We start from the raw sequence: 17,869 nt of genomic DNA on the forward strand, positions 1-17,869 counted from the left end.
CTAAATGCGACATATCCCACTCAAATACGTGACGAAATTTGGCGCGACTTAAATCTCGTTGCCGTGCCGTCCAAAGACGGCCAAGCCCGCGATAGCAAACAAAGACGCACTATCGCGGGCAGGACATAGCGTTCATCCTAATTCGTTCATCAAGACGCCATTCGGTTCACGTCCCAATGTAGACGCTTTTCCTGCACCAGCCCCTGAATCATGCCTTCCATCGTTCCCGCCACACGGCTCCAGTCGTGGGCATGAAGCCAGTCGTGCATCGCCGCCTGGACAGTCCTTCTTTCTTCCGGGCTACGCAGTAAACGCCCGATGACCTCGGCCAGCACTTCTGGATCATTATTGTCCGCCCATGCGGCTGCATCACCCAGTTCCGCGAAAATCTTCACCCGCGTTGCTACAAGCGGGACCATGCTCGCGAGGGAGACGCGGACGGCTCCGCTGGCCGAATCCGTGCTTTCGCTATAGGGTAATGCGATGATGTCGCACGCAGACAACAGGCCGTTGACTTCCTCGATCGGCATGAAGGCTTGATGCCATTCGATGGCGTCATACACGCCCAAGGATTTCGCCAACGCCTTGCATTCGGAAATATAGGCTTGATGGCCTTCGCCTGGAAACTGGGCATTGACTAGGCGAAGTTTAAGATTGGGCCAGTCCTGACGGAGGATCGCGGCCGCGCGAATAAGCTTGTCTATGCCCTTATGCTGGAAAAAGAAGCCGTGGCATCCGATGATGGGCGCGTCATGCTGGGTAAAACGCTTCGGCCATGGTGCCTGATCCGGCGCGAATGCGCCGTGGGGCAACAGGCCGATATTATGCTTTAACCCCATCGACAAAAGGAAATTCATATCCGCAATATTGTGGACAAGAACCCTGCTGAATTTGCCGAGTCCTTCCAGCAATGTCATCAGTTCATGCGAACTGGCGCGTGCCATGTTACCGGCGTTATGGAGAACAACGACCGTCACCTTGCCAACCAAACGATCATCTAGCGCCAAACGGCCGAGTTGATCCCAGGATAGTAGTCCATCCTGATGCTGAATGACCAGAGCTTCGGCGTCGATGTCTTCGACGGCATTCAAGATATCGTCGATCTTGGGCACATTATCGACGGCCCATGTCGGAATGTGGCGCGGGACCGACGACACGCGCCGGGGCGTGCGATGATCACATAGAATGGTCAGCTCGCGCTGGGCCGCCGACGAAAAGTGATCGACGATATATTGCGAATATTGGGCGATGCCACACTGGACGGCCCAGGTGCTGACCCAGGCCACCCGCGCTTTTTCCCGATTCGACGTGTCGAGCAGATTTTCGACCATCGCCGTATAACGATGGAGCCATGCCATCTTATCGCTTTCCCGCGCGGCCGCCATAAGAGCGCGTTGCCGACGTTCTTCTATCACCATGTCCTGGTCCGGGTCGGCTTGCTCTCGCAACGCTGCCGCCAGATCTTCAACGTCCGGCTCCACCCACAAGGAATGGTGCCCGCTCACATGGCTCTCCGAACGTGCGAAGCGGTAGTCGATCAGACGCGCTTCCCGCTCGCTGCAAAAATCACGCTGCCCACCATGACCGGTAACGATCAACGGCAAGCCGGATGCCATCGCTTCGAGCGCAGGCAGATTATACCCTTCCCCACGCGATGGCAAAACCATGACGTCGGCATCGGCGTAAAATTGTAACAGTTCATCACGCTCGACATCCCGGTTTATGATCTCAACCGTTGCGAGGTCGGGATAGCGCGAGACGAGTTCTGCCAGTTGCTGCTCGACATCATTGTGCGGGTTAGGAAAAGTCTTAATGATCAGACGCACACGATCGGCAGAGGTAAATGCCTTAGCCCAAGCCGCCAGCAGGATGTCGACACCCTTGCGCTTGAAGCAGGACGATACATGAAGGAAACGCACTTCCCTACCACGCGCGCTTCGTCCGCCAGCTAGCGCTTGATAAGGTTCGATATCGACCGGTTGGCCGATGGTCGCAATCGGAATCGACAAGCCAGAATCGAGAAGCGCGTTCGTTACAGTTCGTGCAGGCGAAATTATAGCGTCGAAATTCTTACCCAAACGTTGGATTGTATGTTCAGGGACAGCGCTTTCTTCCCAGAAGAACAGCGCCATCATCAGACGATAGGACCCATCGGGCACTATGACCGGATAATGATGGCTGATAACAACTTCATTGCCATTGTCCGGTGCAGCTCGCCCTGCCAACTCGATCATGAGGGGCTTGTCGTCTGCAGGCACACCTTCTGTATGGTCGATGGGATCTGTTTCGACTGCAAGAAAGCGCGCCTGCCCAGGGAAGCTCGCTTCCAGCGATCTTGCAAGCATGCGATTGATGATCGCGAGGCTGTAGCTTCCCAAGACATGTCCCGCGACCACATGGCCAAGATCAGCAGCATGGGTGCCACGACGGGCCATCGTCAGCGGCTTGTGTCTCTCCGCAAGCCATATGTTGATCGCATTCGACATCGCCGCCGAGAAATGCCTCTTGGCATCCGCCACAACACGATTATCACCCAGAATATTAGGGCAATTGAGAACCGCTACCGGAATATCGGCATCGTCTAGAGCCTGCACACAGGCATTGTGCGAGGCCGGTCGGGATGATGTCGCATCGGACAAGTCCTGCCGCAGCCCCGTCATGGAAATGCCATTGGAGAGGACAGTCTCCTCAATCCAGGTCATGAGCATGCCGGCAAAAGATGGTCTTAACCCATCACGCTGAAACGCCAGGCTATCCACGACGATATAGTCCAACGCGACGCCATCATTACGCGCTGCCCGAAGCAGGTCGAAGTTATTTTTGGCGAACGAATGAAACAGGTCGGACCCGACGATGCGGTCACCGATTTGAGGCGTGAGAAGATGGTCCTGCAGACAGCTATTGGCAATCTTGCAGACATGGGCGGAAAATTGATTGCCGACGACAAAATGCCCCCCGTCGGCATAGATGGCACGTACCCTATTCCCGCCTTGCCGGAAGATCTCTTCAAGCCAATCACTGGTGATGCGATCAAGTCGGTGGCTCGGATCAGGTTTTGCAAAGGCGGTCAAATCGAAGTAGATTTGGGGCGCTTTCTGGCAGGCTTCATTGCGAGCCAGCGCGATAGCAACCTTTGCCAAATCATTTTCGTCCGGCCGACTTCCGCGAACGTCTTCCGGCAGTCTCGCAATAAGGCGTTTGAGGACTTCGGCGTCGGCGCGCTTTGCTGGCGGCTTACCGCTCATCTGGCGCGCTACCTGGACGGCACCCGGCATGGCCGCGCCCGTTATATTCTCATCCCGCACGACGGCCTGCGCCGAATCAAAAAATTCGACCAGCTTCGAGTTCTTTGCTCCAACCAGATTGCGAGCCGGGTAAAGGCGCGGTGGCGGGCAGTCGATGGACATCCTTTTACGGATCGCATCCGGCAAGCCGTCATCGACAATCAGGACATCGGCCGTTGACAGCAGTCCACAATACACGGCGTCCAGATCACAGCTAATCCGAACAACGCCAGACACCAATTTGCTGATATTGACGTCGCCCGGCTGCCGGTCATGCAGGTCGCAAAAAACCACGAGAGACGGCGCGTCTGTTACAGCGACAAAAGCCGTACGGTAATGCCGAATGATGCGGGAAGCGGCATCGTCGTCCGCAGCAACTGCCACGATAACGGTGGACGCTGCGTTTACACCGACCTTTTCGCACAGCGCCTTGCGGGCCTGGTCGGAAAGCGCGATGGGCATGATCTCGGTCCGGCAGGCCACTTGTCCGACTGCTGAGTCACCCTCGACGTAGAGATGGGCGGCACGGCTTGCCAAATCCTCAACCAGCAGGTCGATCATCTCATTTGCAGAAACCTCGTTCGCCGCTGCGCGTGACAGCCCCCCAAAGCCGGCGGCCTCGAACATAGCCAGTTCCGCGCCATCGAAAAGGCGCCGGCCGGTCAATTTATCATTAGCAGGAGGAGCCAGGCGCTCCACCAGTATCAGGTCGCCCTTTTGGCGGCGCATCAGTCGGCGGAAAGCGGCATCGGCCATATAGTCGGCACTATAGAGGATATGATGAAAGTGATCCGCGTGGGTTTCGAACCACTCGACGTTCCTGATGGCGCAATTGGCCTGCAACCATTCGCTTACCGGCGTTCGGCTCGTGCTGATGATCGTAAGGTCAAACCTGTCCGCGAGCGCGGCCGCCAAGGCATTGTTGAGGCCAGAGAGTCGATGTTCGGGTGGAACGTCCATCATCAACAGCGCCATTTCCATCCGCCTCGATGGCATGAACCCTTCATCCTGTACGATAGCAGAGGTAGACGGGCGGCTTTCGCGCAGCAATTTTTCAAGCGCGTCGAGCGCGACGGTTGCAGACTTTTCCCATGTAAACAACGCAGCGCGGCGCGGCCCGAATTCGCGCAACTCCTTCTCAACCGAAGGATTGGCCAGGATGCGTTCGATCGCTCGCCCGATTTCGACGATGTTGGCAGGATCGGGCGCGAGATCGGATCGACCAACGACTTCGGGAATGCTGGTTTTCGACGAACCTACGACGGGGGCTCCGCAGGCCATCGCCTCCAATAGCGGAAGGCCAAAACCCTCGCTAAAGGATGGAAAGGCGAATGTGCTGCTGTAATGGTAGAGCGCAGGCAGATCAGCATCGGAAACGAAACCAGGCAACACAATGGTTTCCGGGTCCATCCCCTCCGCCCTCGCCAAGTCGTGGATATAACGCTGCGCAAAGCTGTCCATCTTGCCGGCAAAAACAAGTTGATGTCCATCACGGACGCTCTTGGACATGCTGCCATAACCCGCAATCAGTCCTTCGATGTTCTTACGCGGCTCCAAAGGACTGGCCATCATCACATAGGGGCGGGAAATCCCATATTTTTCCAGGATATCCGCTCTTTGCGCGGAACTCCATTTCGGCGCGCGAAACTGTTCATCCACACCGCCATAGGCAACGACCACCTTGTGATCGGCAATGCCAAGCTTGGCGATAGCGTCATCTCCCGCGTAGCGCGAAACTGCGAGCAACAGATCGGCGTGGCGGGCGTCGTTCAAACGGCGAAAATAGGCAGCACGATCATGTTCCCCGCCCAAATGACGCGCGGGATCTTCCAAAGGTATCAGGTCGTGTAAGGTGATGACGTTGAGATAGGGCGCGTCGCGCTCCACAGAGACAACCGTATCATCCCAAAAGCCCTCGAACAGGCTAGGAACGAACACGACGTCGGGCGCCAGGCTTTCGAGAAAATGCGCGCGCACAAGTTCAGCCGCGCGATTGCGCCATGCATTTGACGGATCCGCCGCCGTAGCCATGGGAGGCACCGAATAGGTAACGACAGAGCTAGGCGGAAGCAGCCCCTCAAACGAACGACGGATATCATCCACGGATTCGGAGAAGGATCGATTAAGCGCAATGATGAATTCGTGGTTTCTACCAGCCTTTACCATCGCGCGGGCCATGGACATGGCGTATCGGCCGATTCCACGATGTCGGCTGCCATTCTGACATGCCTGCAGATCTATAACGATGCGCATCTATCAATGTTTTCCTTGGACATGCGTGGCCAGAAGGTTCCATATGGCTTTTTCACGTTCGCCCAGTTCAGGCGGGCACACCATGACTCTTGACTTGCCTTCGGGGGGGACGGGACTGGCCTGCGTATGCGCGATTTCGGCACCCGCCAATATGGGGTGGTCAGCGAGGCGATTAGGAGCAAGCCGAAGCACGGTGCCGAACGCTGTACGGGCCGAATTATGCCGGTTTTGCGCCGTTAACACATAGCCAAGATGTAACCATGGATCCACATATAGCGGATCGATTGCGATCGCGCGACGATAGGCGAGTTCTGCTTCAGGTTGCTGGTTTTGGTGGTTGAAAGCATGACCGAGCTGAAGAAGAAGATCGGGATTGCTTGGTTCAAGCCGCACTGCAGCCGCATAAAATTTCTCGGCTTCTTTCCAATCCCGTTTCCGCGCAGCTCTTCTTGCCTGGGACCGCAACCACACCGCCTTCCACCCCATCGGCCGATCAGGACGGCATTCATCAGCGTGCGCAAAAGCAGCATTGACCAGATATTCCTGCGTCTTTTCCTCGCCTTTGTCTGCCAGCAATATTTCAGCGATGTCGCGATTGTCGGGGTCAAGAAGAAGGGCGCGGGCTAAAGAACGCATTCCTTGTTCATGAAGATGCGTTTCGCGCTGCACATAGCCTAGATGGCGGTGACCGATAAAATTTTCCGGCTGCGCTTTCGTTGCATTGCGATAGGCGAGCTGTGCTGCATCCGGCATTCCCAAATGACCATAAGCATGACCTAGTTGCACCCAAAGGCGTGCATTCATAGGTACCAACCGCAATGCCCCAACATAGGCATCAACAGCTTGGCTCCAATTCATTGCATGGGCAGCGGCACGTCCCTTTTTCCTGGCTAAATATGCACAGAAGCAGGCGGCAAACGGGACCATCTTCAACTTAGCGATTTCAAATGGGGCGTTCGAAACAGGATCTACCAACTTCATAGCATACTCTAACTGTCAATTTTGACCGAATAAGGCGCGCTGCCCAAGCTTCAGCCTAACAAACCCAAGCCCTGGAAGACTTTACACCGTCGTAGCGATTACAATATGTCGGGAAAGCGCCCGTGAGCTCCGATTATGCAACTGCAAGCCCGAGGCTTTGTGTACAACGCCAATTCCATGCTGCTTAGTTTGGTCAAGCCCATATCAGAAAATATATCATTTTATATCAATTTTTTAGATCAAATTACATGACATATTATCTGGTATGCGACGTCTCAAATCGGAGGGAGCTGGCGTGTTGAAACCGGCGAATTTATGGTTTCTACAATTTCGAGCCTTGCAGCCGCCTTGGCAAGAAAAATTTGTCGAAAGGCGTAATTTCGTAAAAAACGGTACTGGGGTGTTATCTTCTGAACGAGGCAATGACTCGCATTGCTCAATGTTCGGCGAGCAAGACGCGTATCGTGACATTACCGTAATAGAGCGATCCCTCCACCCGCCGCAGGAAGTTACCGGTCGTGCAGCGGCACGTTGATTGACTAACCGCTGAGCGCTCCCTAAATCGCCGCGCATGTCTGCGCGCCTGCCCATCACTGGGCAACGCCTCCCTTTTGAGTCAGGAATGTCCATGTTCGGCGCACTCGCCAAGTCCATCTTCGGTTCGTCCAACGAACGCTATGTGAAGTCGCTGGGCAAGATCGTCGATCGGATCGCCTCGTTCGAACCATCGGTGCAGGCGCTGAGCGATGCGGATCTGGCCGCGCAGACGGCGCGGTTCCGCGAGCGGCTGGCCGCGGGCGAGACGCTGGACGATCTGCTGCCCGAAGCCTTTGCCACGGTGCGCGAAGCGTCCGTCCGGGTGCTGGGCATGCGCCATTTCGACGTGCAGATGGTGGGCGGTATCGTCCTACATCGCGGCGAGATCGCTGAAATGCGCACGGGTGAGGGCAAGACGCTGGTAGCGACGCTTGCCACCTACCTCAACGCGCTGGAGGGCAAGGGCGTCCATGTCGTCACCGTGAACGACTATCTCGCCAGCCGCGATTGCGACTGGATGGGGCAGGTCTATCGCTTCCTGGGGCTGACCACCGGCGTCATTGTGCCGAACATCAGCGAGGACCAGCGCCGCGCCGCCTATGCTGCCGACATTACCTATGCGACGAACAACGAACTCGGCTTCGACTATCTGCGCGACAATATGAAATATGACCGTGCGTCGATGGTCCAGCGCCCTTTCAACTATGCGATCGTCGATGAGGTGGACTCGATCCTGATCGACGAAGCACGCACGCCGCTCATCATTTCCGGCCCGACCGACGACAAGTCCGAACTCTATGTCTCGGTCGATGCGATCGTGAAGCAGGTCACGGAAGCCGATTATGAGAAGGACGAAAAGCAGCGCTCTGTCACGCTGACCGAGGATGGCACCGAGCGGATCGAGCGTCTGCTGGAGGATGCCGGGCTGCTGCAGGGCACCAACCTCTATGATTTCGAAAATACACAGGTGGTGCATCATGTGAACCAGGCGCTGCGCGCCAACGTCATGTTCCGCCGCGACATCGATTATATCGTCAAGGACGGCAAGGTCATCATCATCGATGAATTTACCGGCCGCATGATGGATGGTCGCCGCTGGTCGGATGGCCTGCATCAGGCGGTGGAGGCCAAGGAAGGCGTCCAGATCGAGCCGGAAAACCAGACGCTCGCTTCCGTCACGTTCCAGAATTATTTCCGCATGTATCCCAAGATTTCGGGCATGACCGGCACCGCGTCGACCGAAGCGACCGAATTCTACGAAATCTACAAGATGAACGTCGTCACCATCCCGACCAACAAGCCGGTGCAGCGGATCGACGAGCAGGACAGTTTCTACAAGAATATCGAAGACAAGTTCCGCGGGATTGCGCGCACGATCAAGGAACATGCCGAAAAGGGCCAGCCGGTGCTGGTCGGCACGGTGTCGATCGAAAAGTCCGAAATGCTGTCGGAATTTCTCAATCAGGAAGGCGTGCCCCACGCCGTTCTCAACGCCCGCTTCCATGAGAGTGAGGCGCACATCGTGGCGCAGGCCGGACGCAAGGGCGTGGTGACGATCGCCACCAATATGGCCGGTCGCGGCACCGATATTCAGCTTGGCGGCAATCTGGAACTGCGCGTCGAGGACGAACTGCGCGATGTGCCAGAAGGCCCGGAGCGCGACGCCGCAATCGAGCGGATGAAGGCGGAAATCGCTGCGGAGAAGGCCGAAGTACTGGCCGCCGGCGGTCTGTTCGTGCTGGCGACCGAGCGGCATGAAAGCCGCCGCATCGACAATCAGCTGCGCGGCCGTTCGGGCCGTCAGGGCGACCCCGGCCTGTCGCGCTTCTATCTCAGCCTTGACGATGACCTGATGCGCATCTTTGGCCCGGACACGATGTTCGCCAAGATGATCCGCTCCAACCTGGAAGATGGCGAGGCGCTGCCCCCGTCCAAATGGCTGAGCAAGGCGATCGAGACCGCGCAGAAGAAGGTCGAGGCGCGCAACTATGACATCCGCAAGCAGGTCGTCGAATATGACGATGTCATGAACGACCAGCGCAAGGTGATCTACGAACAGCGGTCCGACATCATGGATGCCGATACGGTGGACGACGTCGTCACCGACATGCGCCATGAAACCGTGAACGACATCGTCGGCGCATCCTGCCCGCCCGGCACCTATCCCGAACAATGGGACATGGTGAAGCTCAAGACCCGCACCTCCGAAATTCTGGGGCTGGAGGTTGATTTCGACGCTTGGATGGCCGAGGATTCGATCGACCCGGAAATGATCGAGGAACGGCTGACCGCCATGGCCGACGAAGCCGTCGCTGAGAAGGTCGCCAATGTCGATTCGGCCGACTGGCACATGATCGAAAAGTCGATCCTGTTGCAGAGCCTGGATCATCACTGGAAGGAGCATCTGGCCACACTCGACGCGCTGCGCCAGGTCGTCCATCTGCGCGCCTACGCGCAAAAAACGCCGATCAACGAATATAAGCAGGAAGCCTTCGCCCTGTTTGAACGGATGCTGGAAAATATCCGCGAGGATGTGACCGGGTCGATCGCACGGGTCCAGTTCCGCATGGACGAAGCGCCGTTGCCGCAATTCGACCTGCCGGTGCTGCCGGACTTCATCACTACCCATATCGATCCCTTTTCGGGCGAGGATAACAGCGCCGACATCGACGCCGGGCAATGGGGCGGGATCACCACGACCATCCCGAGTCGGCCGCTCGACACGGCACCCGATAGCGACTTCGCCAATCTCGACATCAGCCGGAATGCGCTTTGCCCATGCGGGTCGGGCCAGAAATACAAGCATTGTCACGGCGCCTTGGCCTGATCCTGCGTCGGGCGGATGAGTAAGGCCGTCCGCCTATGGCTAATATAGGGTTGACTAGATGAGGCATGGTTTCGGTAACGAAACCAGCCGATAATGGCGTTTGATCCTGGGGGGAAGCCGGGAGAAGGCCATGACAAGCACATCTTATTGTTCACAAAGTGACCGCCGTCGCGAAAGTCGCTTCATCGCCAATACGCCAGCGACCCTGCTATGGGACGGGGTAAGCAGCTCAGTCACCATCCTGAACATCTCGGTCTATGGTGCGCTGCTGGGCGGTGCCCATGTGCCACCGGTCGGTGCCCGTGTGACATTGATTGGCGATCATCTGGAAATATGCGGCACGGTCATATGGCAGGGTGATGACCGATGCGGCCTTCTGCTCAGCCGTGCCGTTGATCCGCTGGCCGTGATCGACGAACCATTGGTGCGCATGACCGAACCGCCCATCACGCTACGTCGGGTCGCGCCTGGCCGTTACGCTTAAAGAGAGCGCCATCGATCTTCTCGACCCGCGCGTCACTATCACAGTCCAGTTATACCGTTGCCCAAGCGCCGCCATCAGAGTGCTAAAGGCTTGGCAAGCCTAGAATTTGCAGCCATAGACCACGCCAATCATCCGTGTGACACTGTTACGGTAACGTTACATCTGATTTGAAGATTGACGGATTAATTAGGCGAAAAATGGCGAGCGAATCTCAATATATTGTTCCTGTGGTCTTGTCTGGGGGATCGGGAACTCGACTATGGCCGGTGTCGACGCCTGAGCGTCCCAAGCAACTGCTATCGCTAACGGCAAAGCAAACCATGCTTCAATTGACCATCAGTAGGACGGAAGGCTATGCCGGTGCTTCGGTTAGTTCCCCGATCATTGTTGCCAATGCCGCACACGCACCCATTGTCGATGAACAATTGCAGGCTATCGGAATCCACGACTATCGTCTGATACTTGAACCGTCGGGGCGCAACACCGCGCCCGCAATTGCGCTGGCAGCATTAGAGGCGCGACCTGATGATATTCTGCTGGTGATGCCAAGCGATCATATCATCCTTGATCTGCCTGCGTTCCATACTGCCATATCGCGTGCGTTGCCGCTTGTTTCAGAAGGTCTGCTAACCACATTCGGCATCGAAGCGGACGGCCCGGAGACGGGATATGGTTATATCCAGATGGGTGCTGACCTTGGCAATATGGTGCATAAGGTAGAAAGGTTCGTTGAAAAGCCTGACGCATCTACTGCCGTAAAGATGTTGGCTGAAGGCAAATATGTCTGGAATGCTGGCATATTTCTGTTCCGGGCCGACGCCTATTTGGAAGCGCTTGAACGTCACCGGCCGGATATGCTGGCCGCAGTCAGGGCGTCCCTGGAAGGGGCGAAGCGCGAAGGATTGCACATCCTGCCAGAACCGCAATCCTTCGCGGCTTGCCCCTCTGACTCGGTAGACTATGCCATTATGGAACGCGAGGCTCACGTGGCCTGTGTTCCCGTCAATATGGGGTGGTCCGATGTCGGCAGTTGGGACTCGTTGCATGCGGTCAGCACTAGGGACGCCAGTGACAATGCAGTGCGGGGGGACGCCCTCCTGTTGAACACAAAAAACTGTTTGGTGCATAGCGATGGACCCCGCGTCACGCTGGTCGATATCGACGACTTGATCGTGGTCGTTTCAGGACAAGAAGTCATGATATTGCGTCGCGGCGAATCTCAACAGGTTCGCCGCGTGACGGAAGCGGTAAAGGGCGCTAAGCCTGCCACAGGGGCGTAAGTTTTCCGCGTCTGCAATCACATTCCCTAGCGGGCATAGCGAGTTTTTATGACGGGTGTTTCTATCGCGGACCTGATGGCCGTGTCTGGCGTCGCTTTCGGTACAAGTGGCGCCCGCGGCCTCGTGAGCGCGATGAGCGACCGCATATGCTTCGCCTACACCATGGGCTTTCTGCAGCATCTGGAAGCCGAGGGATTGTTTCACTCCGGACAGCATGTTGCGATTGCTGGTGATCTTCGCCCATCCTCGCCCCGGATCATAGCCGCCTGTGCAGCCGCTATTGTTCATAAGGGCGGACATGTGGACTATTGCGGTTTCGTACCTTCGCCAGCGGTGGCAGCCTATGGCTTTGCGCGGGGCATGGGGTCGCTCATGGTTACGGGCAGCCACATACCCGACGATCGCAATGGCATAAAATTCAACCGTCCCGATGGTGAAATACTCAAGGCGGACGAACTGTCCATCCGGGGGCAAATAGTGGATTTGCCGGATATATTCGACGGCAGTGGGATGTTGTTGGCGCCTCCCCTAAAGTTTCCCCTTGTCGATGCTACGACAACATATATCGCGCGCTACGTCGATTTCTTTGGTGCGCGCGCATTGGAGGGGCTTAAGCTCGGCATCTACGAACATTCGGCCGTCGGTCGAGATGTCCTTGTTGCTTTGGTCAAGCAGATGGGCGGGCAAGCCTTTCCTCTCGGTAGATCGGAAACGTTCATTCCAGTCGATACGGAGGCGGTTCGCCCTGAAGACCATGTCCTCGCCCGCCAATGGGCTGCAGAATTGCAACTCGATGCCATTTTGTCGTCAGATGGGGATTCGGACAGGCCGCTGCTGGCCGACGAAACGGGTATATGGATTCGTGGGGATATATTGGGCATTTTATGTGCCAGGGCCTTGGGTATCAAGGCGGTCGCGACGCCGGTCAGTTGCAACAGCGCGGTCGAGCTATGCGGCCTGTTCGATGTAGTTCGTCGAACCCGGATCGGATCGCCATTCGTCATAGAAGGCATGCAGGGACTGAGCCGCGCTGGCCATGCCACGATATGCGGCTATGAAGCCAATGGTGGCTTTTTGCTTGGCACTCCTGTTGAAAGCGAGGGCGTTGTTTTAGAAGCGCTACCGACGCGCGACGCCATATTGCCAATGATAGCAGCACTAGTGAATGCAAAGCGCCGAAGCATCACTCTGTCGGCGTTGCAGGAACAGTTGCCGACCCGATATACGGTGAGTGATCGCCTACAAAATTTTCCCACCGATCGCAGCCATGCGTTGATTTCCTATCTTCAAGCTGGCAGCGAATCCGACATCCTTGCTCGGCTAACGAATATGCTGGGCGCGGTAGCGGGGAAAGCGATCCGGTTCGACACGACAGATGGGTTGCGGATCCATTTCGACAATGACGACATCGTCCATCTGCGCCCCAGCGGTAATGCACCGGAGCTGCGTTGCTATACGGAGAGTGCGGATGTGGAAGGGGCATCGACACTCAATCAGCAAATTCTACACCTTGTCGCAAATAGTGATAGTAATTTTCTTGAAGTTACGAACTAAAAATAGAATAATATTCTAGGGATATTATTTTCAATAACGTTCGATTGATGTAGAAATAAACATTTTATCTGGCACGAGGTTTATATGAAGACGGCGATAGTTACTGGAATAACTGGGCAGGATGGCGCCTATCTTGCTGAACTGTTGCTGGGCAAGGGTTATGAGGTTTATGGAACCTATCGCCGTACCAGTTCTGTCAACTTCTGGCGGATCGAGGAGCTTGGCATAAGCCAGCATCCCAATCTCAAGCTCGTGGAATATGACCTCACAGATCTCGCATCGAGCATCCGTCTGTTGCAAACAGCCAAGGCATCGGAAATCTATAACCTTGCCGCACAAAGCTTCGTAGGCGTATCCTTCGATCAGCCGATTACGACCGCCGAGATTACCGGCATAGGCCCTTTGAATCTCCTCGAAGCCATCCGCATCGTCGATCCCACGATCCGCTTCTATCAGGCCAGCACGTCGGAAATGTTCGGAAAGGTGCAGGCCGTACCGCAAATTGAGGACACGCCCTTTTACCCGCGCAGTCCCTATGGCGTTGCCAAGCTGTACGCGCATTGGATCACGGTGAATTATCGTGAAAGCTATGACATCTTCGGATGCAGCGGCATCCTGTTCAACCATGAAAGTCCACTGCGCGGCCGCGAATTCGTAACCCGCAAAATCACCGACACCGTCGCGAAGATCAAACTTGGTAAGATGGATTGCCTGGAACTTGGCAATCTGGACCCGAAGCGGGACTGGGGATTTGCCAAGGAATATGTCGAAGGCATGTGGCGCATGCTGCAGGCCGACGAGCCGGACACCTATGTTCTGGCGACCAACCGCACTGAAACCGTCCGCGATTTCGTTCGGATGGCGTTTAAAGCTGCGGATATTGAGGTCGAATTTTCGGGCGCCGAAGAGCATGAGGTTGCCACCGACGTTGCAACCGGCAAGATCGTCATGCGCGTCAACCCGCGTTTTTATCGCCCTGCCGAGGTCGATTTGCTGATTGGCAATCCCGAAAAAGCTGTCACAAAACTGGGCTGGAAGCCGGAAACGACATTGGAGCAGTTGTGCAAGATGATGGTAAACGCGGACCTCATACGAAACCGTTTGAACGCCTCTTTCTGATCTCGATTTGAGCGTTGGCGACAAGATGCCGGTAGCGGGCGATCGGATACCACATCTACGTGGCAACGGTCGTTCCACGGCCGCAGTTAAGGTGAGACATCTATGAGTAGAATTTTGATTACCGGCGTAGATGGGTTCACGGGACGCTACCTAACCACTTTGTTGTCGCGTCATGGTCACGAAGTCGTTGGTATATCGCATATGCCGATTACTTCGCCTATCGAAGGATTGAGCAGGTCTGTCATATGTGATTTGACCGACGCCAAAGCCCTTACGGACACGATCGCAGACATCAGGCCGGATAAGGTCGTGCATCTTGCTGCAATCGCATTTGTCTCTCATGGCGTAGCCGAAGATATTTATCGTACAAACATCGTGGGTAGTCGCAATCTGCTGGACGCCCTCGATAAAGCGGGAAATGTCGATACAATCCTTCTGGCCAGCAGTGCTAATATTTATGGAAATCGGGTAAGTGGCGCCATTACCGAATCTGTTTCGCCTGACCCTGTAAACGACTATGCTGTCAGTAAATTATCGATGGAGTTTGTTGCCCGCCTGTACAGAGAACGTTTGCCGATCATCCTCGCCCGGCCGTTCAACTATACTGGCGTCGGACAATCAATCAATTTTGTCATACCCAAGATCGTTCATCATGTGCTTCAAAAGGCAGATGAGATAGAGTTGGGAAATCTGGACGTTTCCCGTGATTTTTCGGATGTCCGTGATGTCGTGTCGGCCTATGCCTCTCTTCTGGACGCGCCTTCTGCTTTGGGCGAAACATTCAACATCTGCTCCGGCAAGGCCTATTCGCTGAGAGAAGTAATCGCCATGATCCAGGAGATTTCGGGACGCGATTTCGCCGTTCGCGTCAATCCGGACTTTGTTCGCGAGAACGAAGTAAAAACATTGTGGGGAGATCGTAGCAAGCTCGATGCGGTGTCCGGGCAAAGGCCGATATATGATCTACGCGATACGCTGACATGGATGCTCAATCACCAGTAAACGAGTGTTGCAGGCGAATGGCGTGGTTACTTTTGAACAATCACAGTTACTACGCTGAACTGAATATTGGTGGCATGGCTCTATCCTGACCGATGCGAAAATATGTTTGTTCCAAAGGGTATTGTGCCTAAACCGGCCTCCACCCCTGTCATAGCGAGACGAATATGCAACGCTCTCCCCTCGCCCCTGCCCACTTCCCTGCCCTGCCCTCTATCGCGGGCGTGACGCTGCGCGTGGCGCAGGCGCGCTATAAGGAATGGGACCGCTGCGACCTCACCTATGTCGAACTGGATGCGGGCACGGCGGTCGCGGGGGTGACGACGCAGAGCCTGTGCCCCTCGCCCGAAGTCGAATGGTGCCGTGACGCCATCCCGCTGGGGTCGGCGCGGGCTCTCGTGGTCAATGCGGGTAACGCCAATGCCTTTACTGGGCATCGTGGCCGCGCGGCGGTGGAGGCGATTGCGGCGAAGGTCGCCAACCATCTGGGCTGCCTGCCTTCCGACGTGCTGGTTTCGTCAACCGGGGTGATCGGGGTGCCCCTGCCCATCGACAAGGCCGAAGCGGGCCTCGAAGCTGCCTTTGTTGCCGCGCCCTGCGGCTGGGAGGCAGCGGCTACGACCATCGGCACCACCGACACCTATGCCAAGGGTGCCCATGCCTCCGCCATGATCGGCGACACGCGCGTCGAACTGGTCGGCATCATCAAGGGATCGGGCATGATCGCCCCGGATATGGCAACGATGCTGGGCTATATCTTCACCGACGCGGCGATCGATCCGGCACTGCTCCAACACATGCTGTCGGCGGCCAACAAGCGGACCTTTTCCTGCATCACGGTCGATAGCGACACCTCGACCAGCGACACGGTGCTGGCCTTTGCCACTGGCAAGGCGGGCAATGCGCCAATGACCAGCATGGACGATGCGGGGGCAGACGCCTTCCACGCCGCGCTGTCGGACATCTGCCGCCAGCTCGCGCATCTGGTCGTGCGCGATGGCGAGGGTGCGACCAAATTCGTCGAGATCAATGTCGAAGGCGCTGTGAGCGACGAAAGCGCGCATCGCATCGGCCTGTCGATCGCCAATTCGCCGCTGGTCAAGACCGCGCTGGCGGGCGAGGACGCCAATTGGGGCCGGGTCGTCATGGCCATCGGCAAGGCCGGCGAACCAGCCGATCGCGACCTGCTCTCCATCCGCTTCGGCACAACGCAGGTGGCGACCGGCGGCCTGGCGATCGAAGGCTATGACGAAGCGCCGGTGACCGCGCACCTCAAGGGGCAGGATATCGAGATCGGCGTCGATCTGGGCCTGGGCGAGGGTCGCGCGACCGTGTGGACCTGTGACCTGACGCATGGCTATATCGCGATCAATGCGGATTATCGCAGCTGATGCAGCTCGACATCCACGCCCCCGTCGTCGCCCTGATGCGCGACGTCGCGCGCGACATCGTCATGCCGCGCTACCAGAATCTGGCGCGTCACGAGATCAGCGAGAAGGCGGCAAATGATTTCGTCACCATCGCCGACAAGGAAAGCGAGATCCGTCTGGCCGAAGGGTTGAGTGTGATCCTGCCCGAAGCCGGGATCATCGGCGAAGAAGCCTGTGCGGCTGATCCCGCGATCCTCGACCGGGCGGGCGATGGGTTGAACTGGATCATCGACCCGATCGACGGTACCGGCAATTTCGCAGCGGGCAATCCGCCCTTCGGCATCATGATCGCGCTGGCCGATGGCGGCGCGACGCTGGCGGGGTGGATACTCGATCCGCTGACTGGCCGCCTGTGCCACGCCATGCTGGGCGGGGGCAGCCATATCGACGGGGAACAAGTGCAGGCGCGCGAGAGCGGTGGCGAGCTGCCGATCGCGGCGCTGGCCGTCTATTTCATGACGCCGGAGGAACGGGCGGATATTCAGCGGCGATCGCAGGACCGTTTCGCGCTGGTGGACATTCCTCGCTGCGCCGCCGAACAATATCCCCGGCTGGTGCTGGGGCAGAATGATGTTTCGGTGTTTGCGCGCACCCTGCCTTGGGACCATGCGGCGGGCACATTGTTCCTGAACGAAGCGGGCGGTTGCTGCCAGCGGCTCGATGGATCGCCCTATCTCGTTGGCGACACGCGCCGGGGTCTGCTGGGCGCATCCTCGCCGCGCTTGTGGGACAGGGCAGCGGAGATCTTGTTCCGCTAACCCTGCCCCGCATGCATCGATCTTACAGGACGCTTTCCAGCCAGCTCTTGAGTGCGCTCTTGGGCGCGGCGCCGACCTTGGTCGCGGCGGCTTCGCCATTTTTGAACAGGATCATCGTCGGGATGCCGCGCACGCCATATTTGCCGGGTGCATCGGGATTTTCGTCGATATTGACCTTGGCGATCACGACCTTGTCACCCAGTTCCTCGGAAATTTCCTCCAGAGCCGGGCCGATCATCTTACAGGGGCCGCACCATTCAGCCCAGAAATCAACAAGCACGGGCTTGTCGGCGTCGATCACATCCTGCTGAAAGCTGGCGTCGGTAACTGCCTTGGTGGCCATGTCGCTATTCTCCTTGCGTT

Annotated in this window: 11 protein-coding genes; 8 read left to right on the forward strand and 3 right to left on the reverse strand. The window is 56.9% G+C overall.

The window, feature by feature from the left end; genetic code table 11:
- Nucleotides 1-149: 149 nt before the first annotated feature.
- Nucleotides 150-5,537, reverse strand: a complete 5,388-nt coding sequence (locus OVY48_RS20245; RefSeq protein WP_313924216.1) for a glycosyltransferase — start codon at nt 5,535-5,537, stop codon at nt 150-152.
- 3 nt (nt 5,538-5,540) lie between these two features.
- Nucleotides 5,541-6,518, reverse strand: coding sequence for a tetratricopeptide repeat protein (locus tag OVY48_RS20250; RefSeq protein WP_313924217.1), 978 nt, complete (start codon nt 6,516-6,518; stop codon nt 5,541-5,543).
- A gap of 628 nt (nt 6,519-7,146) precedes the next feature.
- On the opposite strand from OVY48_RS20250, the gene secA reads away from it, so the two are divergent.
- The 8 genes from secA to OVY48_RS20290 all read left to right on the forward strand — a co-directional run bounded on the left by secA (nt 7,147) and on the right by OVY48_RS20290 (nt 17,506).
- Entirely contained in the window at nt 7,147-9,882 is a 2,736-nt protein-coding gene (gene secA, locus OVY48_RS20255; RefSeq protein WP_037480242.1) for a preprotein translocase subunit SecA, read from the forward strand.
- 130 nt (nt 9,883-10,012) lie between these two features.
- Nucleotides 10,013-10,366: a PilZ domain-containing protein gene (locus OVY48_RS20260; RefSeq protein ID WP_313924218.1), complete on the forward strand. Its 354-nt coding sequence runs from the start codon at nt 10,013-10,015 to the stop codon at nt 10,364-10,366.
- A 197-nt stretch (nt 10,367-10,563) separates the two neighbouring features.
- Nucleotides 10,564-11,646, forward strand: coding sequence for a mannose-1-phosphate guanylyltransferase/mannose-6-phosphate isomerase (locus OVY48_RS20265; protein WP_313924219.1), 1,083 nt, complete (start codon nt 10,564-10,566; stop codon nt 11,644-11,646).
- 48 nt (nt 11,647-11,694) lie between these two features.
- Nucleotides 11,695-13,200 (forward strand): phosphomannomutase, encoded by a 1,506-nt coding sequence (locus OVY48_RS20270; RefSeq protein WP_409593509.1) that lies wholly within the window; start codon nt 11,695-11,697, stop codon nt 13,198-13,200.
- 84 nt (nt 13,201-13,284) lie between these two features.
- The gene (gene gmd / locus OVY48_RS20275; RefSeq protein ID WP_037480249.1) at nt 13,285-14,319 is read left to right on the forward strand and encodes a GDP-mannose 4,6-dehydratase; all 1,035 of its coding nucleotides are present in this window, start codon (nt 13,285-13,287) and stop codon (nt 14,317-14,319) included.
- Between the two features lie 102 nt (nt 14,320-14,421).
- Complete coding sequence (locus OVY48_RS20280) at nt 14,422-15,321, forward strand: GDP-mannose 4,6-dehydratase (RefSeq protein WP_313924220.1); 900 nt, start codon at nt 14,422-14,424, stop codon at nt 15,319-15,321.
- Nucleotides 15,322-15,485: 164 nt separating this feature from the next.
- Nucleotides 15,486-16,709 carry a bifunctional glutamate N-acetyltransferase/amino-acid acetyltransferase ArgJ gene (argJ, locus tag OVY48_RS20285; RefSeq protein ID WP_313924221.1) on the forward strand — a complete coding sequence of 408 codons (1,224 nt, stop codon included), beginning with the start codon at nt 15,486-15,488 and terminating at the stop codon, nt 16,707-16,709.
- On the forward strand, nt 16,709-17,506 hold the full coding sequence (locus OVY48_RS20290; RefSeq protein ID WP_313924222.1) for an inositol monophosphatase family protein: 798 nt from the start codon (nt 16,709-16,711) through the stop codon (nt 17,504-17,506). The genes argJ and OVY48_RS20290 overlap by 1 nt, the downstream gene beginning before the upstream one ends.
- A 22-nt stretch (nt 17,507-17,528) precedes the next feature.
- Here the strand turns inward: OVY48_RS20290 and trxA are convergent, their stop codons facing one another.
- Nucleotides 17,529-17,849 (reverse strand): thioredoxin TrxA, encoded by a 321-nt coding sequence (trxA, locus tag OVY48_RS20295; protein WP_069066681.1) that lies wholly within the window; start codon nt 17,847-17,849, stop codon nt 17,529-17,531.
- Nucleotides 17,850-17,869 lie beyond the last annotated feature (20 nt).

The sequence above is a fragment of the Sphingobium sp. SA2 genome, from assembly GCF_032227065.1.
GTDB lineage: Bacteria > Pseudomonadota > Alphaproteobacteria > Sphingomonadales > Sphingomonadaceae > Sphingobium.